The 22,645-nt window shown below is 69.1% G+C and carries 20 protein-coding genes and 1 tRNA gene; 11 read left to right on the top strand and 10 right to left on the bottom strand.

Annotated features, from left to right (window positions below):
* Positions 1-70: 70 nt before the first annotated feature.
* Together FNZ56_RS10435 and FNZ56_RS10430 are read right to left on the bottom strand one after the other, a co-directional pair.
* Positions 71-739 carry an alpha/beta hydrolase gene (locus FNZ56_RS10435; protein WP_143880341.1) on the bottom strand — a complete coding sequence of 223 codons (669 nt, stop codon included), beginning with the start codon at positions 737-739 and terminating at the stop codon, positions 71-73.
* Between the two features lie 11 nt (positions 740-750).
* On the bottom strand, positions 751-1,668 hold the full coding sequence (locus FNZ56_RS10430; protein WP_143879778.1) for an AraC family transcriptional regulator: 918 nt from the start codon (positions 1,666-1,668) through the stop codon (positions 751-753).
* A gap of 197 nt (positions 1,669-1,865) precedes the next feature.
* On the opposite strand from FNZ56_RS10430, the gene bufA2 reads away from it, so the two are divergent.
* The 4 genes from bufA2 (at position 1,866) to FNZ56_RS10410 (ending at position 4,304) form a co-directional block, all read left to right on the top strand.
* Positions 1,866-2,183 carry a BufA2 family periplasmic bufferin-type metallophore gene (bufA2, locus tag FNZ56_RS10425; protein ID WP_143879777.1) on the top strand — a complete coding sequence of 106 codons (318 nt, stop codon included), beginning with the start codon at positions 1,866-1,868 and terminating at the stop codon, positions 2,181-2,183.
* Positions 2,184-2,246: 63 nt separating this feature from the next.
* A complete protein-coding gene (bufB, locus tag FNZ56_RS10420; protein WP_143879776.1) occupies positions 2,247-3,092 on the top strand; it encodes an MNIO family bufferin maturase in 846 nt (281 codons plus the stop codon).
* On the top strand, positions 3,089-3,817 hold the full coding sequence (locus FNZ56_RS10415) for an HvfC/BufC family peptide modification chaperone (protein WP_143879775.1): 729 nt from the start codon (positions 3,089-3,091) through the stop codon (positions 3,815-3,817). Before bufB ends, FNZ56_RS10415 begins: the two co-directional genes overlap by 4 nt.
* Before the next feature lie 22 nt (positions 3,818-3,839).
* Entirely contained in the window at positions 3,840-4,304 is a 465-nt protein-coding gene (locus tag FNZ56_RS10410) for a DoxX family protein (RefSeq protein WP_143879774.1), read from the top strand.
* A gap of 24 nt (positions 4,305-4,328) precedes the next feature.
* On the opposite strand, the gene FNZ56_RS10405 is transcribed toward FNZ56_RS10410, so the two are convergent.
* Both FNZ56_RS10405 and FNZ56_RS10400 read right to left on the bottom strand, forming a co-directional pair.
* Positions 4,329-4,404, bottom strand: a tRNA-Ile gene (locus FNZ56_RS10405).
* 34 nt (positions 4,405-4,438) lie between these two features.
* On the bottom strand, positions 4,439-6,751 hold the full coding sequence (locus tag FNZ56_RS10400; RefSeq protein ID WP_246064786.1) for a GH92 family glycosyl hydrolase: 2,313 nt from the start codon (positions 6,749-6,751) through the stop codon (positions 4,439-4,441).
* A gap of 194 nt (positions 6,752-6,945) precedes the next feature.
* Here FNZ56_RS10400 and FNZ56_RS10395 point away from each other — a divergent pair, with 194 nt between their 5' ends.
* From FNZ56_RS10395 to FNZ56_RS10375, 5 genes are read left to right on the top strand one after another with little or no spacing between them, the layout of a single operon-like run.
* The gene (locus tag FNZ56_RS10395) at positions 6,946-8,052 is read left to right on the top strand and encodes a LacI family DNA-binding transcriptional regulator (RefSeq protein ID WP_143879772.1); all 1,107 of its coding nucleotides are present in this window, start codon (positions 6,946-6,948) and stop codon (positions 8,050-8,052) included.
* Positions 8,049-9,377: a sugar MFS transporter gene (locus tag FNZ56_RS10390; protein ID WP_143879771.1), complete on the top strand. Its 1,329-nt coding sequence runs from the start codon at positions 8,049-8,051 to the stop codon at positions 9,375-9,377. Before FNZ56_RS10395 ends, FNZ56_RS10390 begins: the two co-directional genes overlap by 4 nt.
* Positions 9,374-10,354 carry a carbohydrate kinase family protein gene (locus tag FNZ56_RS10385; protein WP_185970833.1) on the top strand — a complete coding sequence of 327 codons (981 nt, stop codon included), beginning with the start codon at positions 9,374-9,376 and terminating at the stop codon, positions 10,352-10,354. Before FNZ56_RS10390 ends, FNZ56_RS10385 begins: the two co-directional genes overlap by 4 nt.
* On the top strand, positions 10,351-11,649 hold the full coding sequence (locus tag FNZ56_RS10380) for an AGE family epimerase/isomerase (protein WP_143879769.1): 1,299 nt from the start codon (positions 10,351-10,353) through the stop codon (positions 11,647-11,649). Before FNZ56_RS10385 ends, FNZ56_RS10380 begins: the two co-directional genes overlap by 4 nt.
* Positions 11,646-13,043, top strand: a complete 1,398-nt coding sequence (locus tag FNZ56_RS10375; RefSeq protein ID WP_246064574.1) for a glycoside hydrolase family 47 protein — start codon at positions 11,646-11,648, stop codon at positions 13,041-13,043. Before FNZ56_RS10380 ends, FNZ56_RS10375 begins: the two co-directional genes overlap by 4 nt.
* A gap of 114 nt (positions 13,044-13,157) precedes the next feature.
* Here the strand turns inward: FNZ56_RS10375 and rpoD are convergent, their stop codons facing one another.
* Both rpoD and dtd read right to left on the bottom strand, forming a co-directional pair.
* Positions 13,158-15,014, bottom strand: a complete 1,857-nt coding sequence (gene rpoD, locus FNZ56_RS10370; RefSeq protein ID WP_143879768.1) for an RNA polymerase sigma factor RpoD — start codon at positions 15,012-15,014, stop codon at positions 13,158-13,160.
* 66 nt (positions 15,015-15,080) lie between these two features.
* Complete coding sequence (dtd, locus tag FNZ56_RS10365) at positions 15,081-15,521, bottom strand: D-aminoacyl-tRNA deacylase (RefSeq protein WP_143879767.1); 441 nt, start codon at positions 15,519-15,521, stop codon at positions 15,081-15,083.
* Between the two features lie 91 nt (positions 15,522-15,612).
* Here dtd and FNZ56_RS10360 point away from each other — a divergent pair, with 91 nt between their 5' ends.
* Entirely contained in the window at positions 15,613-16,554 is a 942-nt protein-coding gene (locus FNZ56_RS10360) for a lauroyl acyltransferase (protein ID WP_143879766.1), read from the top strand.
* Positions 16,555-16,557: 3 nt separating this feature from the next.
* On the opposite strand, the gene FNZ56_RS10355 is transcribed toward FNZ56_RS10360, so the two are convergent.
* Positions 16,558-17,529, bottom strand: coding sequence for a hypothetical protein (locus tag FNZ56_RS10355; RefSeq protein ID WP_143879765.1), 972 nt, complete (start codon positions 17,527-17,529; stop codon positions 16,558-16,560).
* Between the two features lie 93 nt (positions 17,530-17,622).
* Here FNZ56_RS10355 and FNZ56_RS10350 point away from each other — a divergent pair, with 93 nt between their 5' ends.
* Positions 17,623-18,630, top strand: a complete 1,008-nt coding sequence (locus tag FNZ56_RS10350; protein WP_143879764.1) for a hypothetical protein — start codon at positions 17,623-17,625, stop codon at positions 18,628-18,630.
* A gap of 6 nt (positions 18,631-18,636) precedes the next feature.
* On the opposite strand, the gene FNZ56_RS10345 is transcribed toward FNZ56_RS10350, so the two are convergent.
* The 3 genes from FNZ56_RS10345 to fmt are packed head-to-tail and all read right to left on the bottom strand — an operon-like array spanning position 18,637 to position 22,627.
* Positions 18,637-20,346: an ArnT family glycosyltransferase gene (locus FNZ56_RS10345; protein WP_143879763.1), complete on the bottom strand. Its 1,710-nt coding sequence runs from the start codon at positions 20,344-20,346 to the stop codon at positions 18,637-18,639.
* A gap of 44 nt (positions 20,347-20,390) precedes the next feature.
* A complete protein-coding gene (gene rsmB, locus FNZ56_RS10340) occupies positions 20,391-21,677 on the bottom strand; it encodes a 16S rRNA (cytosine(967)-C(5))-methyltransferase RsmB (RefSeq protein WP_143879762.1) in 1,287 nt (428 codons plus the stop codon).
* Entirely contained in the window at positions 21,674-22,627 is a 954-nt protein-coding gene (fmt, locus tag FNZ56_RS10335; RefSeq protein WP_143879761.1) for a methionyl-tRNA formyltransferase, read from the bottom strand. Before fmt ends, rsmB begins: the two co-directional genes overlap by 4 nt.
* Positions 22,628-22,645 lie beyond the last annotated feature (18 nt).

Here is a 22,645-nt window from a genome sequence, read left to right as displayed (position 1 = left end):
GCTCCCTCCCTTGGCACCGGCAGGCGCAGTTCGGCGCGATAGTAGCCTGTGTCCCGAATGGCGGCATGCCTCAGCCTGCGGCGAAGCGCGCCGCCATCCAGTCGCCGAGGTCGCGGATTTCCTCGGCGCAGACCTGGTGCGCCATCGGATACGCGCGCCATTCGATGCGCATGCCGTCGGCCTGCAAGGCCTGTGCGCTGGCCTGCCCGGCGAACACCGGCACCACCGGATCGAAGCTGCCGTGGGCCATGAACACCGGTTGCGCGCGCGCGGCGGGCGTCGGTTGCGGCGCGTCCGGCCCACCCAATCCCGGCACATAGGTCGACAACGCGACCAAACCGGCGAGCGGTTCCTCGCGCGCGAGCCCCGCTGACAACGCGACCGCACCGCCCTGCGAAAACCCCGCGAGCAGGATGTGCGATGCGGGGATCCCGCGTTCGATTTCGCGCGCGAGCAATGCCTCGACCTGCGCGGCCGATTCGCGTACGCCGGCCATGTCGGCGCGATTGCGCAGGTCGGCTTCGACGATGTCGTACCAGGCGCGCATGCGCATGCCGCCGTTGATCGTCACCGCGCGTTGCGGCGCATGCGGGAACACGAAGCGGATCGCAGGCCAGTCGCGGCGCACGAGCTCCGGCAGGATCGGCACGAAGTCGTTGCCGTCGGCGCCGAGGCCGTGCAGCCACACCACGCTCCAGCGCGGATCGCGCCCGGTCTCGCGTTCGACGGTTTCGAGCAATGCGTTCGTGCTCATGCATCTTCCTCGTTGCGGCTGCGCACCTTGCCCGGCCCGACGCCTTCCACGCGCTTGAAGAAGCGGCGGAACGCGGCCTCGCTCTTGTAGCCGAGCATTTCCGCGATGCGGGCGACCGAGAAACGCCGGTCCTTGAGCAGGCGCCTCGCCTCGGTGGCGCGCCAGTGGGCGAGATACTGGATCGGCGGCACGCCGACGGTCGCGGCGAACAATTCCGCGAACGCGGTGCGCGACATGCCCGCCTCCCGCGCCATGGACTGGATCGTCCAGTCCTCGCCGGGGCGTTCGTGCACCGCCGACAGCGCGCGCGACAGGCGCGCGTCGGTGAGTGCGGCGAGCAGGCCGCGCGGGCGTTCGGCGCGGCGCACGTATTCGCACACGGCCATGGTGAACAGCGAATCGGCGAGCTTGTTCTGCACCAGTTGCCGGCCCCAGCGCTTGTCGCGGCTGGTTTCGATCAGCATCGCCGCGAGCTGGCGGAAGCCGGCGCTGCTTTCGTCCGAACGCACGACGAAATACGCCGGCAACGCGCTGAAGATGGGATTGCCCGAGCCGGTGATGAATTCCAGTTCGCCGCACAGCATGGCGGTGTCGTCGCGTTCGGCATCGTCCGGCAGATGCGCATCCGGCGCCGCCGACAGCAGGTGGCGCACGCCAGCGGGGAACACGATCAGGTCGCCTTCGCGCAGCTGCAACGGCGTTTCCAGCGCCGCGCCGCTGACCCAGCATTCGCCTTCGGTCAGGAGGTGGAACTGGCCGTGCCGCGTCGCCGGTTCCTGGTCGTACCAGGTGCCGCAATAACGCACGTCGGCGGTGATCTCCACGCGCATGCGATACGCGCCGAGCACCGTTTCCAGCACGCGGTCGCGGTCTTCGTCGTCGAGTGTCGCGGGATCGGGCGCGGATGCATCCATGGCCGCATCCTAAGCCGCCCGCCGGGACGAGGCCATGACCGGGCGTTCGCGTTTGCATGCGCGACCGTCCGGCCCGGCCGCGATGCGGACGCGCGGGCATATCGCGGGGACGCGCGGGGATATCGATGCACCGGGTTCGGGCGTGGAATGCGCATCGCCGCCGCTGCGGCGCATCCATTCCCGACCGAGGACTTTCCATGAACGCCACCAACAAGACCACCGCCGGCCTGTCCGCCGCCATCGCCGCCGCCGCGCTGTTCCTGGCCGCGCCCATCGCCCAGGCCGGGAACGGCCATGCCGCCGGCACTTCGGCCATGGGTCATTGCATGGGCGCGAACGCCTGCAAGGGCCAGGGCGCGTGCAAGAGCGCGAGCAATGCCTGCAAAGGCCAGAACGCGTGCAAGGGCCAGGGCTTCACCATGAGCACCGCCGAGCAGTGCAAGACCGCGAACGGCCGCTTCGAGATGCCGAAGTCGGACGACAAGGCCGAGCCGGCGAAGAAGTCGAACAGCTGATCCGGCGCGGCGCCCGTTCCCTCCCCCGCGGGCGCCGCTTCCTTCGCTTCCGACGACCACGACATGAATCGCACGCTCCATGGATTCGGCCTCGGCCTGCGCCCGCAGCATTACGCCGCGCTGCTCGACGGACCCGACAATGCCGTCGATTGGCTCGAGATCGTCAGCGAGAACTTCCTCGTCGACGGCGGCCGCCCGCTGGCGATGCTCGACCGCTTCGCCGAACGCTGGCCGTTGGCCATGCACGGCGTGGGATTGAACATCGGCGGCAGCGATCCGCTCGACCGCGATTACCTGCGCTCGCTGGCGACACTGGCGAAGCGTGCAAAGCCCGCGATCGTGTCCGACCACCTGTGCTGGAGCCGGCACCGTGGCGTGCAGATGCACGACCTGCTGCCGCTGCCGCAGACCGACGAGGTCGTGCGCCACGTCGCCGCGCGCGTGCGCGCCGTGCAGGACGCGCTTGGCACGCGCCTCGCACTGGAAAACGTGTCCAGCTACCTGCGTTTCGCCGGCGACGAGCTGGACGAGGCCGCATTCCTCTCCGCCATCGTCGCCGAAAGCGGCTGCGCGCTATTGCTGGACGTCAACAACGTCTACGTGAACGCGCACAACCATGGTTTCGACGCGTTCGCCTTCCTCGATGCATTGCCGCGCGATTCCGTCGCGCAGATCCATCTTGCCGGGCACAGCGAGGACGCGCTCGGCAGCGGGCTGCTGATCGACACCCACGACGCGCCGGTGTGCGAAGGCGTGTGGAGCCTGTACGCGCACGCGCTGCGCCGCTTCGGCGCGGTGCCGGGCATGATCGAACGCGACGACCACATCCCGCCGCTGGCCGAATCGCTGGTCGAACTGGACCGCGCGCGATCCATCGCTGCAGGCGCATTGCTGGAGCGCGCGGCATGAACATGCTCGCCGCGGCGCTCGACGATTTGCAGGACCGGATCCTGCACGACGATGCCGCAATCTTCCCGCGCGTTCGCGGCGCCGATGCCGCGCACCGGCTGCGCATCTATGCCGACGCCTGGCGCCTGCGCCTGGTCGAGGTGCTCGGCAACGATTTCCCCGCAACCCGCGATGCGCTGGGCGAAGACGCATTCGCCGGATTCGCCGAACGCTACCTGCAAGCGCATCCGTCGACGCAGCCTTCCGTGCGCCATCTCGGCGCGGCGTTCGCCGACTGGCTCGAAGCACAAGCCGACGCGCCGCCCGGCCTGCACGAACTCGCGCGCTTCGAATGGCTGCAGGCCGGGGCCTTCGATACCGTCGATGCACCGACGCTCGACTTCGACGACATCGCCGCGCTCGTGCCGGAAGCGTGGCCCGGGCTGCGACTGCGGCTGCATCCTTGCGTGCGGCTGCTCGATACGGCGCGGCTCGCGATCCGCGACGGCGAGCCCGTCTTGTCGGCGAGTGACGATCCCGCGCGCTGGCTGCTGTGGCGCGACGCCGATGGCGACGTGCGCTGGCGCCAGCTCGACGACGACGAAGCCGATGCGCTTCAGGCACTGCACACGAACGCCACGTTCGGCGAACTCTGCGAACGACTTTCCGCATTGCGCGCCGCGAGTCTGCTCAAGCGCTGGCTCGCCGACGGCCTGCTCGCCGCCGATTCCATCGATTCCGACTGATTCCATTACCCGCGAGGTTCCCATGCAATCCGCCCCCGTCCGCTTCGCCGACTCCCTGCTCGCGCGCATCAAGCGCATCGAATGGCTCGGCCCGCTGCTGCTGCGCCTGGTGTTCGGCTACTTCTGGCTGGAAACCGGCTGGGCCAAGTTGCACAACCTCGAGTTCTTCAGCGGACGCTTCGTCGAATGGGGCATTCCGTTCCCGACCTTCAGCGCGGCCTTGTCGGGCGCGACGGATTTGATCGGCGGCGCGCTGCTGATGCTCGGCCTCGGCACGCGGCTGGCGACGATCCCGATGATCGTCAACATGCTGGTCGCGCTCGCAGTGGTCGTGCTGCCGGGCATTTCCACGCTGGACGAATTCGTCGAACTCGACGAAGTGCTGTACGTCGCGGTGCTGTTCTGGCTGCTCGTCACCGGGCCCGGCAAGGCCAGCCTCGATCACTGGATCGCGCGTCGCAACGGACTCGTACCGGCCGCGGCTTGATCGGATGATTTCCGCGAATCCGATTGGTGGGCCTGCCAGGACTCGAACCTGGAACCAAGGGATTATGAGTCCCCTGCTCTAACCATTGAGCTACAGGCCCGCGGAAGGCGGCATTCTACCGATGCCGCGCGCGATCAATCGCTCGACATCGAATACGGCGCCTGCGCGTCCGGGCCCGGCCAATCGCGGTTCGGTTGCACCTGCATCGCGAAGCGCAGTTCGCCGCCGCGCATGAGTTCCTGGTGGGTGATGAACACGCGCTCCAGCGGCTTGCCGTCGAGGGTCACGCTGCCGACGTAGGGATGCGCGTCGTCGAGATGGTCGGCGACGATAGTGAAGCGCTTGCCGTTCGGCAGTTCGAGCGTTGCCTTCGACACGAACGGGCGGCCGAGGATGTACTGGTTGCTGCCCGGCGCGACCGGATAGAAACCGAGCGCGGTGAACACGTACCACGCCGACATCTGGCCGAGGTCGTCGTTGCCGGCGAGGCCGTCGGGCGTCGGCTTGTACTGCGTGTCCATCACCTGCTTCAGCCGCGCCTGCGTGCGCCACGGCTGCCCGGCGTAGGCGTAGAGGTAGGCGACATGGTGGCTGGGCTCGTTGCCGTGCGCGTACCAGCCGATCAGGCCGGTGATGTCCTCCATGTGCGCGAAGACCTTGGGATCGACCTTCGCATCGAACACCGCATCGAGCCGCGCGAGCAGTTTGTCGACACCGCCATGCGCGGCGGCGAGTCCGGCCACGTCCTGCGGCACGTACCACGAGTATTGCCAGGCATTGCCTTCGGTGTAGTCGGTGCCGTAGCCGCTGGCTTCCGGATCGAACGGCACGCGGAAACTGCCGTCGCGCTTGCGCGCGCGCATGAAGCCGGTCTCCGGATCGAACGCGTGCTTCCAGTTGCCAGCGCGTTGTTCGAACCGCGCGGCGACGCCGCGATCGCCCATCTTCGACGCCATGCGCGCGATGGTCCAGTCGTCGAAGGCGTATTCCAGCGTCTTCGAGGCGGCCTCGCCTTCTTCGTCGATCGGCACGTAGCCGAGTTGCATGTACTGCCCGAGGCCGTCGTAGGGACCGTAGGTCGCGCTCGCGACCATCGCGGCCAACGCTTCCTTCGCGTCGAAGCCGCCGATGCCCTTCATGTACGCATCGGCGATCACCGGCACCGCGTGGTAACCGATCATGCACCACGTCTCCAGGCCGTGGAACGCCCACACCGGCAGGATCCCGTACGGGCTTTCCCGGCGCGAGGCGAGCAGCGAGTTGACGATGTCGCTGGTGCGTTGTTCGGGCTGCAGGATCGTCAGCAGCGGATGCAGCGCGCGGTAGGTATCCCACAGCGAGAAGGTCGAATAGTTGGTCCAACCTTTTGCCTGGTGCACCGCGTTGTCCGGCCCGCGATAACGGCCGTCGGCATCCATGAACAGGCTCGGTGCCTGGAAGGCGTGGTACAGCGCGGTGTAGAACGCCTTGCGCATCGGTGCCGGCGCATCGATGTCGGCAACGCCGAGCGCCTGCGCCCATTGCGCCTTCGCCGCCGCGCGCACGCGTTCGAAATCCCAGTCGGGCATTTCCGCATCGAGGTTGGCGATGGCGCCTTCCTCGCTCACCGGCGACAACGCGACCTTCACCAGCAGCGGCGAGGACGCGCCGAGCGCGGCGCCGTCGCCGAAGTCGAAGCTCGCGACGAGCTGGCGGCCCTCGATCTGCGCGCGCGCCGCGGGATCGTTCTCGCCCGGCGGCGGGAAGCCCTTGTACGCCACGTTTTCTTCGGTGTCGTCCAACGCGTGGCCGGTCATCGGCCGCGAGAAGCGCATCGCGAAGTACAGCTGCCGGCCCGGCGCCCAGCCGCGGGTTTCGCGAAACCCCGTCACGGTGCCGTCGGCCCGCACGCGGATGCGCGACCACGACACCTTGCCCGGGTAGTCGTACATCGAGGTGCGCAGGTCGAGCAGCACGTGCGCCGGCTTGCCGGCGGGGAACGCGTAGCGGTGCATGCCGACGCGCTCGCCGGCGGTGAGCTCGGCGCGCACGCCGTAGTCGGCGAGCGTCACCGCGTAATAACCCGGTTGCGCGACCTCGGTGTCGTGGCTGAAGCGCGAGGTGTAGCCGCTGCCGGGTTTGTCCGGATCGCCGCGTTCGAGCTTCGCATCGCCGCTGACCGGCATCAGCAGCACGTCGCCGAGGTCGGAATGGCCGGTGCCGGAGAAGTGCGTGTGCGAGAAACCGACGATCGTCGTGTCGTCGTGGCGATAGCCCGCGGCCCAGCCATAAGCCTTGTTGCGCGGCTGGATGCGCGTGTCCGGGCTGAGCTGGACCATGCCGAACGGCACCACCGCGCCGGGGAAGGTGTGGCCTTCGCCGCCGGTGCCGATGAAGGGATCGACCGCGGCGAACGCGACATCGCCCGCCGCCTTCGTTGCATTTCCCGTGGCGTCCGCGCTGCCCATCGCCGCGATCACCAGCAGTCCCGCGATGGCGGCCACGCCGCCCGATGCCCTGGCCATGGTGTCGTCCCCGAAAAATTGGATCGTTCCAAAACACGACCGTAGCATCGCCGGCCGCATCGGGCATGCTGCGGCGCAAAATGCTTCCCGCAGGCTTTGGCGGCAGGATGGCTCGACCTTTGGATCGATCCAAATTCATGCCTGCCCGCCGCCCTTCCGCCGCTGCCCGTGCCACCACCGCCAGGCGCGTCACCCTGTCCGACATCGCCGCCGGCTGTGGCGTATCGCGCTCGACGGTGTCGCTGGTGCTCGGCCGCAGCCCGCTGGTGCACGCCGAGACGCGGGCGAAGGTGCAGGCCGAACTCGACCGCCAGGGCTACGTCTACCACCGTGGCGCGGCCAGCCTGCGCAGCCGCGCGTCGAACGCGGTCGCGCTGGTGATCAACGACCTGTCGAACCCGTTCTTCGCCGAGTTCGCCGCTGGCGTCGACGCGGCGCTCGCCGAAGCCGGCTACGTGATGCTGCTCGGCAGCAGCGGCGAATCGCCGGAACGGCAGCAGGCGGTGCTCGCGTCGCTGGTCGAACACGATCCGGCGGCGGCGATCCTGTCGCCGGCGGAGCACAGCGACCCGGCGCGCCTGCATCGCCTGATCGGCGCGCGCATGCCGGTACTGGTGTTCAACCGCGCGCTCGACGCCGCCGCGGGCGACGGCTGGGACTTCCTCGGGCTCGATAACCGCCGTGGCGCGCGCCTCGCGACCGAGCACCTGCTCGGGCAGGGCCATCGCGCGATCGCGTTCTTCGGCGGCCATCGCGATTCCTCCTCGTGCGGCGAACGCCGCGCCGGTTACCGCGACGCGCTCGCGGCCGCGGGCATCGCGCCGGATCCGGCGTGGTTGGTGGAATGCGCGCCGACGCGGCTCGAGGCCGCGCGCCAGGCCGGCGCGCTGTTCGCGCGCGACCCCGCGCCGACCGCGGCGGTCTGCTACAACGACGCGGTCGCGCTCGGCTTGATGAGCGGCCTCGCCGCGCGTGGCCGCCGCGCCGGCGTCGACTTCGCGCTCACCGGCTTCGACGACATCCCGGAAGCCGCCGTCTCCGCGCCGCCGCTGACCACCATTGCCGTCGCGCCGCGCGAGCGCGGCATGCAGGCCGCGCGGCTGGTGCTGGAACGCCTCGCCGAACGCCAGTACGACCCGGATCGCGCCACGCAAGCGCCGCGCACCATCGTCGCCGACGCGCGCCTCGTGGTGCGCGCCAGCAGCCTCGCCGCCCCGCACGCAGCCCAGGGAACCGCCGCATGACCTCGCCCGCCCCGCAGGCGCCGTCGCGCCAGCTCTCGCATCCCGCCGCCATCGCCATCGTCAGCCTGATCTTCTTCATGTGGGGCGGCCTCACCAGCCTCAACGACGTGCTGATCCCGCACCTGAAGGCCGTGTTCTCGATGAACTACGCGCAGGCGATGCTGATCCAGTTCACGTTCTTCGGCGCGTACTTCCTGATGTCGCTGCCCTCGGGCGCGGTGCTCGCGCGCCTCGGCTACAAGGCCAGCATCGTGGTCGGGCTGATGGTCGCGGCCGTCGGCGCGGTGCTGTTCTATCCGGCGGCGAAGCTGCCGTCGTACGGACTGTTCCTGGCCGCGCTGTTCGTGCTCGCCAGCGGCATCACCCTGCTGCAGGTGGCGGCGAACCCGTACATCAGCCTGCTCGGCGACGCCGCGACTTCGCACAGCCGCCTCAACCTGGCGCAGGCGCTGAATTCGCTGGGCACCACGCTGTTCCCCTACTTCATCGGGCCGCTGATCCTGTCCGCCGCGGTGCTCGGCGCCGACAAGCTCGCGGCCATGTCGCCGGATGCGCTCGCCTCCTATCGCGCCACGCAGGCGCAGTCGGTGCAGGTGCCGTACCTGCTGCTCGCCGGTGCGCTGGTGCTGCTCGCCGCGTTCGTGCTGCTGATGCGCATCCCGGCGCTGCGCGAGGCGACCGATGCCGGCGACACGGTGCGCCACGGCTACGCCGACGTGCTGCGCCACGCACACCTGAAGTGGGGCGTGCTGGCGATCTTCGTCTACGTCGGCGCGGAAGTGTCGATCGGCAGCTTCCTCATCAACTACCTCGCCGAACCGGGGATCGGCGGCCTGGCCGAGGCCACCGCCAGCAAGTACCTGCCGTTCTACTGGGGCGGCGCGATGATCGGCCGTTTCATCGGCGCGGGACTGCTGACCAAGGTCGATGCGCGCAAGCTGCTCGCGCTGTTCGCGCTCATCGCCATCGCGCTGCTGGCGACGACGATGTCCACGCACGGCCAGCTCGCGATGTGGACCGTGCTCGCGATCGGGCTGTTCAACTCGATCATGTTCCCGACCATCTTCACCACCGCGATCGAAGGGCTGGGCGCGATGACGGGCAAGGCCTCGAGCCTGCTGATCATGGCCATCGTCGGCGGCGCCGTGGTGCCGCTGGCGCAGGGCGCGCTGGCCGACCGCATCGGCATCCAGCACGCGTTCGCCTTGCCGCTGGCGTGCTACGCCTTCATCGCCTGGTACGCGCTGCGCGGTTCGCGCCTGTCCGCGCTCGAGGCGAGTACCGCGGCCGCGCTGCCGGCCGCACCGACGCGGCCGATGCACTGATGGCGGCGCGAACGGGCATCGCCTGCTTCGGCGAGGCGCTGATCGATTTCCTCGCGCAAGCCGCGCGGCCGGGCGAACCGACCCGCTTCGTGCAGCACGCCGGCGGCGCGCCGGCCAACGTCGCGGTCGGCGTCGCCCGCCTCGGCGGCGACGCGCGCTTCGTCGGCATGCTCGCCACCGACATGTTCGGCGATGCGCTGTTCGCCGAACTCGCGCGCCATGGCGTCGATCTCTCGCAGGTGCGCCGCAGCGACGATGCGCCCACCGCGCTGGCCTTCGTGCGCCTCGGCGAAGGCGGCGAACGCAGCTTCAGCTTCCGTCGCCCGCCGGCCGCGGACCTGCTGTTCCGCAACGCGGATTTCGATGTTCGCGCGTTCGCGGCGCTGTCTGTGTTCCATGCCTGTTCGAACACCCTGACCGAAGCCGGCATCGCCGAAGCGACGCTGCATGGCATGGCGCTCGCACGCGATGCGGGCGCGCTGGTCAGCTTCGACCTCAACCTGCGCCCGGCGCTGTGGCCACGCGGCACCGATCCACGGCCGGCGATCTGGCGCGCGCTGGAACTTGCGCAGCTGGTGAAGCTGAGCGCGGAGGAATTCGCGTTCCTCGCCGCCGACGGCAGCGACGTGCCCGCGCGCCTGTTCGCGAACGCCACGCGCGCGCTGGTGGTCACCGATGGCGCCGCGCCGCTGCGCTGGTGGACCGCGAACGCCGGCGGGATTGTCGACACGTTCGCGGTCGAGGCCATCGACACCACCGCCGCCGGCGATGCCTTCGTCGCCGGCCTGCTGCAGCGGCTGGTCGCACGCGGCATCGATGCCGCCTCGCTCGCCCGGGCCTTCGAGGACGACGCGTCGCGCACCGACCTGTTGCGCCATGCCATGGCCGCGGGTGCGCTCGCGACGACCCGCCACGGCGCGTTCGATGCCATGCCTTCGGCCGCCGAAGTGCGCGCCCTCGCCGGAGAGATCGAATGAACCTGCCCGCCACGCCGCTTCCGGAGTTCGAATCGCCCGCAGTGCTGCGCGCGCATGTCGCCGACACCATGGCGTTCTACCATTCGCGCGCGATCGATCCGGCCGGCGGTTTCTTCCACTACTTCCGCGACGACGGCATGGTCTACGACACGGCGCACCGGCACCTGGTCAGCAGCACGCGCTTCGTCTACGACTACGCGATGGCCGCGCGCGAATTCGCCGGCGAGGCGATCGCGGTGGAATACCGCGCCGCGGTCGAACACGGCCTGCGCCATCTGCGCGATGCCCACCGCGATCCCGCCAGCGGTGGGTACGCGTGGACGCTGCGCGACGGCGTGCCGGAAGACCGCACGCGCCACGCCTACGGCATGGCTTTCGTGCTGCTCGCCTATGCGACCGCACGCAAGGCCGGCATTCACGAGGCACGCCTCGACACCGCTGCATGGATGGACGAGACCCGCGAGCTGCTGGAAGCGCGTTTCTGGGATGCCGACGCCGGCCTGTATCGCGACGAAGCCGACGCCGACTGGAATTTCTCCGGCTATCGCGGCCAGAACGCGAACATGCACCTGTGCGAGGCGATGATCGCCGCGTTCGAGGCGAGCGGCGAAAGCTTCTACCTCGAGCGCGCGCTACTGCTCGCCGAGCACATGACGCGGCGACAGGCCGCGCTCGCCGGCGGCCTGGTCTGGGAACACCATGATCGCGACTGGAACATCGACTGGAACTACCACCGCGACGATCCGAAACACCTGTTCCGGCCCTGGGGTTTCCAGCCCGGGCACCAGGTGGAATGGGCCAAGCTGCTGCTCCTGCTGCGCACGCACCTGGGCGCAGGCGCGCCCGGCTGGCTGCTGCCGAAGGCGCGATTCCTGTTCGACACCGCGCTCGCGCACGGCTGGGACGCGGAGCACGGCGGCATCGTCTACGGCTTCGCCTTCGAATCGCTGCGCGAACCATCCTCGGGGACGGTCGTGGTCGAAGGCGATGCCTACGTCTGCGACGACGACAAGTATTTCTGGGTGCAGGCCGAGGCCATCGCCGCGGCCGCGCGCCTGTTCGAAGCGACCGGCGACCACGCCTATCGCGACTGGTACGCGCGCATCTGGACCCACGCATGGAAGCACTTCGTCGACCACCGCCATGGCGCCTGGTATCGCATCCTCGATCGCGCCAACCGCAAGTACGACGACGAAAAAAGCCCGGCAGGCAAGACCGATTACCACACCATGGGCGCCTGCCACGACGTGTTGCAGCTCATCCGCTCGGCGGACCCCTTCGGAGGCAAGGCATGAAACGCATGTGGCTGGTCGCGGGCGCGTCCCTTCTGGTCGCGCTTTCCTCTTGCGCGACGACGCCGACGCCGAAACCGCAAGTCGATGCCGCGGCGTTGCTGCGCGACAACGGCGCGGACGCGGCGATGGCCGAACGGGTGAAGGCCGAATTCCTGCATGCATGGCGCGGCTACCGCGAATACGCCTGGGGCCACGACGCGTTGCAACCGCTGAGCAAGCAACCTCGCGACTGGTACGCGCAAACGTTGCTGATGACGCCGGTCGACGCGCTCGACACGATGCTGCTGATGGGCCTCGACGACGAGGCCCGCGATGCGCGAGAACTGATCGATGCGCGGCTGTCGTTCGACCAGGACATCGAGGTCAAGCACTTCGAAGTGGTGATCCGCCTGCTCGGCGGCCTGCTCTCCTCCTACCAGATGACCGGCGACCCGAAGCTGCTCGCGTTGGCCGACGACCTCGGCACGCGCTTGCTGCCCGCGTTCGATTCGCCGACCGGCCTGCCCTGGGTCAACGTCAACCTGCGCACCGGCAAGACCAGCGGCACCGAAAGCAATCCCGCCGAAGCCGGCACGCTGCTGCTCGAATACGGCACCCTGTCGCGGCTTACCGGCAAGCCGGTCTATTACGAGAAAGCCAAGCGCGCGCTGGTGGAAACCTACAAGCGGCGTTCGCCGATCGGACTGGTCGGCGAACGCTTCGACGTCGAAACCGGGAAGTGGACGCGCACGGATTCGCACATCGGCGCGCGCATCGATTCCTACTACGAATACCTGTGGAAGTGCTGGAAGCTGTTCGGCGACCCGGACTGCAAGGCGATGTGGGAAACGAGCATCGCCGCCGCCGACCGCTACCTGCCGGAGGAAGTCGACGGCGCGCTGTGGTACGGCCACGCCGACATGTCCACCGGCGCGCGCGGCGCCAGCGAATACGGCGCGCTGGATGCGTTCATGCCGGGCTTGCTCGCATACTCGGGCGACGTGGCGCGGGCCAAGCGCCTGCAGGCCTCGTCGTTCGCGATGTGGAACGCCCACGGCATCGAACCGGAAACCTGGGATTACCGCCGCGGCGTCGTGGTCGACGGCGCATGGCCGTTGCGGCCGGAGATCGTCGAATCGACCTGGTACCTGTATCGCGCCACGGGCGATGCCGCCTACCGCGACATGGGCCGGAGCCTGTTCGACGACTTCGTGCGCCACACCCGGACCGATGCCGGCTTCGCGGCGATTTCCGACGTGCGCACGATGCAGAAGGCCGACGACATGGAGAGCTTCCTGTTCGCCGAGACCTTCAAGTATTTCTACCTGCTCTTCGCCGGCCCGGCGACGCTGGACCCGCAACGCGTGGTGCTCAACACCGAGGCGCATCCGCTGCGGCCGGTGTCGCCGCACTGAACCCCGGGAACGAAAAAGCCCGCCACGAGGCGGGCTTTTTCATGCGGAGAGGAAATTCCCCCTCTCCCGGCGCTACGCGCCACCCTCTCCCACGAGGGGAGAGGGAATGGAGCATCAGTCGATGTCGAGGAAGCTGCGCAGCGTTTCCGAACGGCTCGGATGGCGCAACTTGCGCAGGGCCTTGGCCTCGATCTGGCGGATGCGCTCGCGGGTGACGTCGAACTGCTTGCCGACTTCCTCGAGGGTGTGGTCGGTGTTCATGTCGATGCCGAAGCGCATGCGCAGCACCTTCGCTTCCCTCGGGGTGAGGCCGGCGAGCACGTCGCGCACGGTCTCGGTGAGGTTGGTGTTGGTGGTCGCCTCGATCGGGGACTCGACGTTGGTGTCCTCGATGAAATCGCCCAGGTGCGAATCCTCGTCGTCGCCGATCGGGGTCTCCATGGAGATCGGCTCCTTGGCGATCTTCATGACCTTGCGGATCTTGTCCTCGGGCATGTCCATTTCCTTCGCCAGCTCCTCCGGCGTGGCCTCGCGGCCGTACTGCTGGAGCATCTGCCGGGAAATGCGGTTCAACTTGTTGATCGTCTCGATCATGTGCACCGGGATGCGGATGGTGCGCGCCTGGTCGGCGATCGAGCGGGTGATGGCCTGGCGGATCCACCACGTCGCGTAGGTCGAGAACTTGTAGCCGCGGCGGTATTCGAACTTGTCGACCGCCTTCATCAGGCCGATGTTGCCTTCCTGGATCAGGTCGAGGAACTGCAGGCCGCGGTTGGTGTACTTCTTGGCGATGGAGATGACCAGGCGCAGGTTGGCCTCGACCATTTCCTTCTTGGCCTTGCGCGCCTTGGCCTCGCCGTAGGCCATCGCGCGGCTGATTTCGCGGATGTCCTCGAGCGTGACCCGCATCGCCTGTTCGATGGCGATGGTCGCTTCCTGTTCGGCGATCACCTGCTCGCGCACGTCGCGCAGGCCCGAGCCCCACTTCTGCTTGCGCTTGAGCAGCTCGTCGACCCAGCCAAGGTTGGTCTGGTTGCCTTCCCAGGCCTTGATGAAGTCCTTGCGCGGCATCTTCGCCACGCGCGTGGACAGGTCGAGGATGCGGCGTTCGTGGTCCTTGATCTCGCCGAGGATGTCGCGCAGCTTGCGGACCAGGGTTTCGGTCAGCGGCAGCGGCAGCTTGAGGGTCATGAACTGCTCGGCCATTTCCTCGCGCAACTTGATCGCCGGCTTCGCCGATGCGCCGTTCTTGGCGTAGGTCTTCTGGAACTTGGCATAGGACGCGGCCAGCGCCTCCATGCGGCGCGCGACCTCGACCGGGTCCGGGCCGGTCGGGCCGGCTTCCTCGGCGTCGCCGCCGGCATCGTCGTCCTCGTCTTCCTCCGAATCGGAATCGGCGGAATCGGCGACCTCGGCCGCCGGCGCGGCTTCCACTTCCTCGACGTCGTTGAAGCCGACCACGATTTCGGCGAGGCGCTTCTTGCCCGCCTTGTGCAGCTCGTAGTCCTCGAGCAGCATCTGGATCGACCACGGGAAGCTGGCCAGCGAGGACAGCATCTGGTTGAGGCCTTCCTCGATGCGCTTTGCAATCGCGATTTCGCCTTCGCGCGTCAGCAACTCGACCGTGCCCATTTCGCGCATGTACATGCGCACCGGGTCGGTGGTGCGGCCGCCTTCGGTGTCGAGCGCCGACAGCGTGGCCGCGGCTTCCTCGGCGGCGGTGTCGTCGACTTCGCGGCCGCCGGCGGAGCTGCCGGCGAGCAACAGCGTTTCCGCATCGGGCGCGATCTCGTGCACCTCGATGCCCATGCCGTTGATCATGCCGATGATGTCTTCGATCTGCTCCGGGTCGACCATGTCGTCGGGCAGGTGGTCGTTGACCTCGGCATAGGTCAGATAGCCCTGTTCCAGCCCCTTGCTGATCAGGAGCTTGATGTCGGACTGCGGGGCTGTCTGCCGTTCGTTGGCCATGGGGCGTGCCATCGGTGGGGTGGGAAGGGAACCCTGCATTATACCCGTACGCCGGATCGAACCGGCTCAGGCCTGCAGCAGGAAGGTGGCCGGGCCGTCGTTGGCCAGGCTGACGACCATATGGGCGCCGAAACGCCCGGTTTCCACCCCTGCCGGCAGGATTTCGCGACAGGCGGCAACCAGTTCGCCGAAGATCCGTTCAGCTTCGACCGGCGCAGCAGCGGTGCTGAAGCCCGGCCGCATGCCCGATGAGGTGTCCGCCACCAGGGTGAACTGGCTGACCAGCAGCAGGCCGCCGCCGGACTGCAACAGCGATTGGTTCATGCGCCCGGCCTCGTCGTCGAACACCCGGTAGCCGAGCAGGCGTTCGCGCATGCGCGCGACCTGCGCCGTGCCATCGCCGGGCTGGATCCCGACCAGCGCCAGCAATCCCGGGCCGATTTCGCCGACGGTTTCGCCATCGACGGTCACCTTCGCTTCGATCACGCGCTGGATCAGGGCAAGCATCGTTGCATTGTAGGAGCGCATCGCAGGGGCGCGACCGGGATCGCAACAACGCCGGGTCGCGCCCAAATGGGCGCTCCTACACAATGACGCGATGCACCGCTTCGCAGCCGCCCTGCTGTTCGCGCTCGCCCGCCTCGCCGGGCGCATGCCATGGCGTTGGCACCCGTGGCTGGCTGCGCGCATCGCGTCGTCGTGGCTGCGCACGGATGCGCGCGAAAGCCGCGTCGCCCTGCGCAACCTCGAACTCGCGTTCCCGGACATGCCATCGGACGAACGCGAGGCGCTGCGCCGGCGCATCCTCGTGTCGACCGCGCGGCAGTTGCTGGAAACGCTGCGCTTCTGGACCCGACCGCATTCCGGAAACCTGGCCCTGGTCCACGAAACCGAGGGCGAATCGCTGTTCGAAACCGCCATCGCCAGCGGCCGCGGCGTGATCGTGGCCGCGCCGCACCACGGCAACTGGGAACTGCTCAACCAGTGGCTGGCCGCGCGCACGCCGATCTCGATCCTGTACGCGCCGCCGGAATCGCGGGTTGGCGAGGATTTCCTGCGCCGCGCGCGCGCCGCCGACGATGCACGACGCGTCACCCAGGTTCGCGCCGAAGCCAGCGGCGTGCGCCAGTTGCTGCGCACGCTGCGCGAGGGCGGCGTGGTCGGCATCCTCCCCGACCAGCAACCCAAGGGTGGCGACGGCGAATTCGCGCCGTTCTTCGGTTATCCCGCGCTGACGATGACCTTGCTCTCGCGCCTGGCCGCGCGCAGCGGCGCGATCGTCGTGTTCGCATGGTGCGAACGCCTGCTGGCGACCGACCTGGCAGCACCGCCGGCGTTCGCCGTGCATGTCGAACCCGCGCCGCCGGACATCGCATCGACCGCACCCGGCGTCGGCGTGCGTGCGCTCGATGCGGCGGTGGAACGCATCGCGCGGCGCGACCTGGCGCAGTACCAGTGGACCTACAAGCGCTACACCCTGCGCCCTTCCGGACGCGGCGAGGACAATCCCTACCGCGACATCGAGCGGCGCCGGCGCTGAAGATCAACCGCGCTTGCGCCACATCCGGCGCAAGCGCGCGTGCAGGTCGCGAACGCGACGCGTGGCCAGAGCCGGTGGCCGGCGCCATGCGGCGCGGCGCGACGCCAGTCCATCGAGCAGTTCGATCCAGCGCGCGCGCGTGGCTTCCATCGTGTATTCCGCGCCGCGCGCCAAACCGTTGTCGACCATCGCGCGGTACAAGCCCGGCTCGTCCTGCAGCCGCTGCAAGGCCTGCATCGCCGCCGCCGGCGTCGCCGCTTCGAGGAAATCGAGCGGGCCCTGGCGCAATTCCCGATAACCGGACTCCGGCCCGAGGATCGCGGGAATCCCCGCAAGCCAGGCGTTGAACAGTTTCCAGGCCGGCTTGTTGCGCACGAGCCCCATCGATCCTGGCCGGATCGCGAGCAAGGCATCGACATCGCGGTAATCGTTCCACGCCGCCGCGTCGTCGCCGTAACGGCAACGGAACTCGATGCCGCGCGCCTGCACGAAGGAATGCCAGTCCGACGCGTCGAAGTCCGCAGCGAGGTTCTGCGGCGTCCCCGGGAACAGCACGACGCGCAGCGCGTCGCCGCGCGCGGGATCGCGCGCGAGCAGCCCCGGCTGCGGCCAGTGCGGCAGGTACACGGCGCGCACGCCGTCGGCCGAAGACGCGTTCTGCACGATTTCGACATCGGCGAAGCCGACCGGGTGGCGATCGCTGCGCACCGCGGCGAGCAAGGCCCGGTTGCCTGCGCGCAGCTGCTTCCACACGACGCGCTTGTCGCCCGCGTAGAACACGACGACGCCCTCGTCCGGCACCCGGTTGTCGAGCGCCACCGGCATGCCGGCATCGCGCAGGCGCGCCCAGGTCTGCACGACCCAGTAATCCTCGCCGAGCACCATGCGCCGCGGCTCGCGATCGGGCTGCAGACCGCGCCACGCGGCGAGCGTCGCATCGTCGGCATCGAGGAAGAAGGTGACGGGGGAGGCCATCGCCGCATCCTCGCGTGCGGCCGACGCCGATGCAATGCGCGGGCGACCGACGCGCGGCTACACTCGCCGCGACTCCACCCAGGGCGATTCGGCGTGCGCATCCTGTTCGTCCCGGTATCCGGCAGCGCGGGCAGCGGCGAAGTGCAGCGCTGCCGGCTGCTGGCGCAGGCGCTGCTGCAGCGCTGGCCGGAATGCGAGGCGCATTTCCTGCTCGCGCCCGGCATCGATCCGGCCCCGTTCCCCGGCATCGAGTTGCCCGCGTCACCGACCAAATCGCCGCGGGAAGTCGCGGCGGCGATCGCGCAACTGCAGCCGGCGCTGGTCGTGTTCGACGGCAATGCGCGCGTCGCCTCCCTGGCCGCTGCACATGCGGCCGGTGCGCGCACGCTGCTGCTCAGTTCGCGCCCGAGCGCGCGCGGCCGCGGCTTTCGCTGGCGCCGAATGGCGCAGCTGGATGCACACTGGCTGATCGGCGCGGACCTGCTCGGCGCACCCGGCTGCCGCGAATGCCTGGCGCGCTGGCGTTATCCGCGCGTGGGCGTGCGACGCTTCGCGACCCTGTTCGCACCGCCGGCGGAACTCGCGCCTTTGCGTGCGCGCTTCGGCCTCGCGGATGCGCCTTACGCCGTGGTTTGCACCGGCGGCGGCGAGCATGCGGGTGCGGCGGCACGCTTCGGCGCGGTCGCGGCCGCGCTCGCCCGCGATGGCCTGGCCACGCTCGCGGTCGCGATGCCGGCCCCGCCCCCTGCCATCGCCACGCCGGCGTTGCCCAATGCCGAACTGATGGCGCTGCTCGCCGGTGCGCGCGTGGCCGTGCTCGCCGGCGGCAGCCTGCTGGTGCAGGCACTCGCGCTCGGCACTCCCGTGGTCGCCTCGCCGCTGCAGGCGGAACAAGCGGCGCGCGTGCGCTGGCTTGCGCGGGCCGGTGCGGTGCAGGTGGCCGATGCCGGCGAACCCGCGGCGATTGCCGAAGCGGCGCGAAAGCTCGCCGGCGACGACGCGGCGCGCGAACGCCTGCGCTCGTCCGCGCGCGCGCTCGGCCTGCGCAACGACCTCGATGCCGCGACCGCGGCGTTGGCCGCGCTCGCTGGACTCGGTTGAACCGGCTCAGTCGAAGTCGGGTCCGCGCCAATCCTTGAGTTCGGGCGGCACACAGCCCGGGCGCAACGCCGATGCATCGATCAACCACCAGCGGCGACGGTTGGCGGCGCCGGCGAACTGCGCGCGATCGTGGTCGACGCACGGCCCCATCGCCGCCTCCAGGATCAGCACGCGGCGCGTCGGGTCGGCGCGCAGCCACGGCATGGCCGCGGCGAGCTGCTCGTGCGGCGGCAGCACGAAGCCCCAGGTCTTCGCCGGGCGATCGGCCATCAGCAGGTTCTGTTCCTTCCATGCCACCAGGCCGAGCTCTGCGTGCGGGCCGATGCGTTGCCCGACATCGGCCATCAACCCACGCGCCGAACTCGCCGGATTGAGCAACGGATAGGCAACGAGGCCATACAGGACCCACAGCCCGGCGAGCCCCGAAAGCAGCATCGATACCGGCCTGCCGCGGAACCAGAGCATGCCGGCGATGCCCCAACTCGCCATCGCCAGCAGCAGCCATGCGATCGCGGATGCGCCCGGTTCGAACCCGCGCTCGATGGTGAAGCGCGCCTCGAACGAAGGATTGCCCAGCAGCATCGCCAGGCCCGCGCCGGCGCAGGCGACGACGAGCGCAAGCGCGCACAACCACGCGATCCGGCGCGGCCAAGTTTTGCGCACGATGCCTGGCAGCAGCGGCGCCAGCGCCAGGCACGCCATCGGCAACGCCGGCATGATGTAGACATCGCGCTTGCCGTGCGGAATCGAGAAGAACAGCACCACCAGCACCCACCAGGCCAGCGGCAACAGGTAACGCGCATCCCGGCGCTTGAGGCGACGCCACCACGCCGGCAACGCCCACGGCAGCGCCAACAGCGGCGGAATCCACATCGACGGCATCACGCCCAGGTAATAGAGCGGTGAGTGCGGATGGTCCCAGGACTTCGCGTAGCGTCCCGCGGTCTGGTGGAACAGGATGTCGTCGAGGTAGGAACGATAGGCCGGATCGTGCTGCGACAGCGCCGCGACCAGCATCGGCGCCAGCCACAACGATACGGCGAAGACGAACGCAAGCGGCCCGAGCAATACCGGTGCCGCGCGCAACGGCACGCGCACATCGCGCCAACCCTGCACGCTGGCGTAGATCGCGGGCACCAGCATCGCCAGTGCGAGCACGCCCACGCCTTTGGTGATGGTGCCCAGGCCCGCCGCGAACCAGCCCAGCATCCACATCTTCCAGTCGGGTTCCGGGTCGTGCCGGCTCGACAGGAAGTGCCGCAACAGGCCGTAATTGGCGAGCGTGATCCAGAAGGTCACCAGCGGGTCGATCTGCGCCTTCTTCGCCTGGTAGGTGAACTGCAGCGCGAACAGCAACGCCCAACCGGCGTACAGCCCCACGCGCCGCGTCCACAGCCGGCGACCGAGGTCGATCACGCACCACAAGGTGCCGAAGGTCGCCAGCAGCGACGGCAGCAGGAACGCCACGCGCCAATCGCGCACCAGCTCGAATATCGCCGCCTGCAGCCACATCAGCATCGGCGGCTTGTCCGAATACAGCTCGACGCCGCGGTGCGGGAACAGCCATTGCCCGCTCTCGACCATCTGCTTCGCGACCAGCGCGAAGCGAGGTTCGTCCGCCGGCCATGGATCGCGCAGGCCGAGGCCGGCGCCGATCACCAGCAGCGCCACCATCCAGAACAGCCAGCTTTCGCGGGAGGCGCGGGTCTTCGGCATGCGCGGATGATAGCCGCAGCGCGCGTCGGACTGTCGTCGGCGGATCAGCGCTTGCGCAGGCGCGCGCAGAAGAAGCCGTCCATGCCGCCTTCGCCGGGAAGTCGCTGCGAACCGAAGCCGGTATCGCGACCGAAGCGCGCATCCAGCGGTTCCAGCGCCGCATCCGCGTGGCCTTCGAGGAAGGCGCGGACTTGCCCCGAATTCTCTTCGGACAGGATCGAACAGGTGGCGTAGAGCAACGCGCCGCCGGGTGCGAGCGCGGGCCACAGCGCATCCAGCAACTTCGCCTGCAGCGCGACCAGCGATGCGAGATCGGATTCTCGCCGATGCAGCAGCACGTCCGGCTGGCGGCGCACGATGCCGGTGGCCGAACACGGTGCGTCGAGCAGGATCGCGTCGAAGGCGGTTCCGTCCCACCATGCGGCGGGATCGGCCGCATCCGCGGCGCGCGATTCGATCTCGATGCCGAGTCGCGCGAAGGTTTCCTGCATGCGCCGCACCCGGCGCGCGTCGACATCCAGCGCGACGATGCGCAGCGAAGGATCGCGTTCTGCGAGGTGCGCGGCCTTGCCGCCCGGCGCGGCGCAGGCATCGAGCACGCGCGCGCCCAACGGCGGCGACAAGGCATCGGCCACGGCCTGCGCGCTGCCGTCCTGCACCGAGGCGTCTCCTGCGTCGAAGCCGGGCAATTGCGCGACCGGAACCGCCGATTCCAGCTTCACGGCATCGGCCAAGCGTTCGTCGACCGACGCGTTGATGCCGGCCTCGCGCAGGCGCCGGAGATAATCGTCGCGCGAACCGCGGCGCCGATTCACCCGCAACCACGACGGCGCCTCCTTCGCGCTTTCGTCGAAGATCGCCTCGGCATCGCCGGGCCAGTCGTTGCGAATGCGATTCGCCAACCATTCGGGCCAGGCGGCACCCGCATCCGCAGCCGGCAAGGGTTCGCGCAATGCGCGCCGCAACAGCGCGTTGACGAGCCCGGCCTGGTGCTCGCGCCCGAGCTCACGCGCGCTGGCGACGGTCGCATCGACCGCGGCATGCGGCGGCAGGCCGAGCGCGTCGAGTTGCGCGAACCCCGCCCACAGCAGCGCGCGTAATTCGCCATCGCGACGGCCAGGCGGCTTCGGCATCCATGCCACCAGCGCCTCGTCGTAGCGCGCGCGATTTCGCAATGCGGAAAACACGATGGCTTCGGTCAATGCGCGATCGCGCGGGTCCGGGAGCGCAGGCAGCGCGTTGGCGAATTCGGCCTTGAGCGAGCGCCCGCGCTGCACCACCGCATCGAGGATGCGCACCGCGGCCACGCGCGCGGCGACGCCGGCGCTCATGCCTCACCAGGAAAAAGATTTCGACCCGCAAAAAAATCTAGCAGATCGCGACGAGCATTGAGATATTCGGCAGCACTAACCGGCTTGCCTCCATCGCGTTGCACACGCGTGAGGCGCAACACGCCTTCGCCGCAGACGACATCAATGCCAAGCTTGCCCGCGCCAACGATGGTGCCGTCTTCCGCTGCGTGTTCATCGCCCAGCGCTACGGCCTCAAAAATGCGAACGCGTTCGCCGCCGAGCACGGCGTCGGCCACCGGCCACGGGTTGAACGCGCGCACCTTGCGTTCAAGTTCGACCGCGGGTCGCGACCAGTCGAGCCGCGCCTCGGCCTTGTCGAGCTTGCGCGCGTAGGTCGCGCCTTCGTCGGCTTGCGGTTTCGGCATCGGTGACAAGCCCACGCGCAGCAGGCCGAGGCCGTCGGCGAGCACCTGCGCGCCGAGTTCGGCGAGGCGGTCGTGCAGCTGTCCGCCGGTTTCGTTCGCGCCGATTTGCGTGCGTTGTTCCAGCAGCACCGGACCGGTATCGAGCCCGGCTTCCATCTGCATCAGGCACACGCCGGTTTGGTCATCGCCGGCCTCGATCGCGCGCTGGATCGGCGCCGCGCCGCGCCAGCGCGGCAGCAGCGAGGCGTGCACGTTCCAGCAGCCGTATTGCGGAATGGCGAGCACGCTGCGCGGCAACAGCAGGCCGTAGGCCACCACGATCATCACGTCGGGCTGCAGTGCGCGCAGGGCGTCTTTCGAAATCGCGGACTTGAAGTTCTCCGGCTGCAGCACCGGGATGCCGCGCTGCACCGCTTCCAGCTTCACCGGCGAGGCCTGCAGCCCGCGACCGCGACCCGCGGGACGGTCGGGCTGGGTGTAGACGGCGACGACTTCGTTGTGGCGCGCGGCGGCGCGCAGGCTGGGCACCGCGAACTCCGGGGTGCCGGCGAAGATGATTCTCATGGGGTGATGCCAGGTTGC

Origin of the sequence: Lysobacter lycopersici, from assembly GCF_007556775.1 — a bacterium.
In the GTDB taxonomy this organism is placed as follows: domain Bacteria; phylum Pseudomonadota; class Gammaproteobacteria; order Xanthomonadales; family Xanthomonadaceae; genus Pseudoluteimonas; species Pseudoluteimonas lycopersici.
Note: the sequence above shows the minus strand (reverse complement) of the source record. Positions and strands in the feature narration are given on the sequence as shown.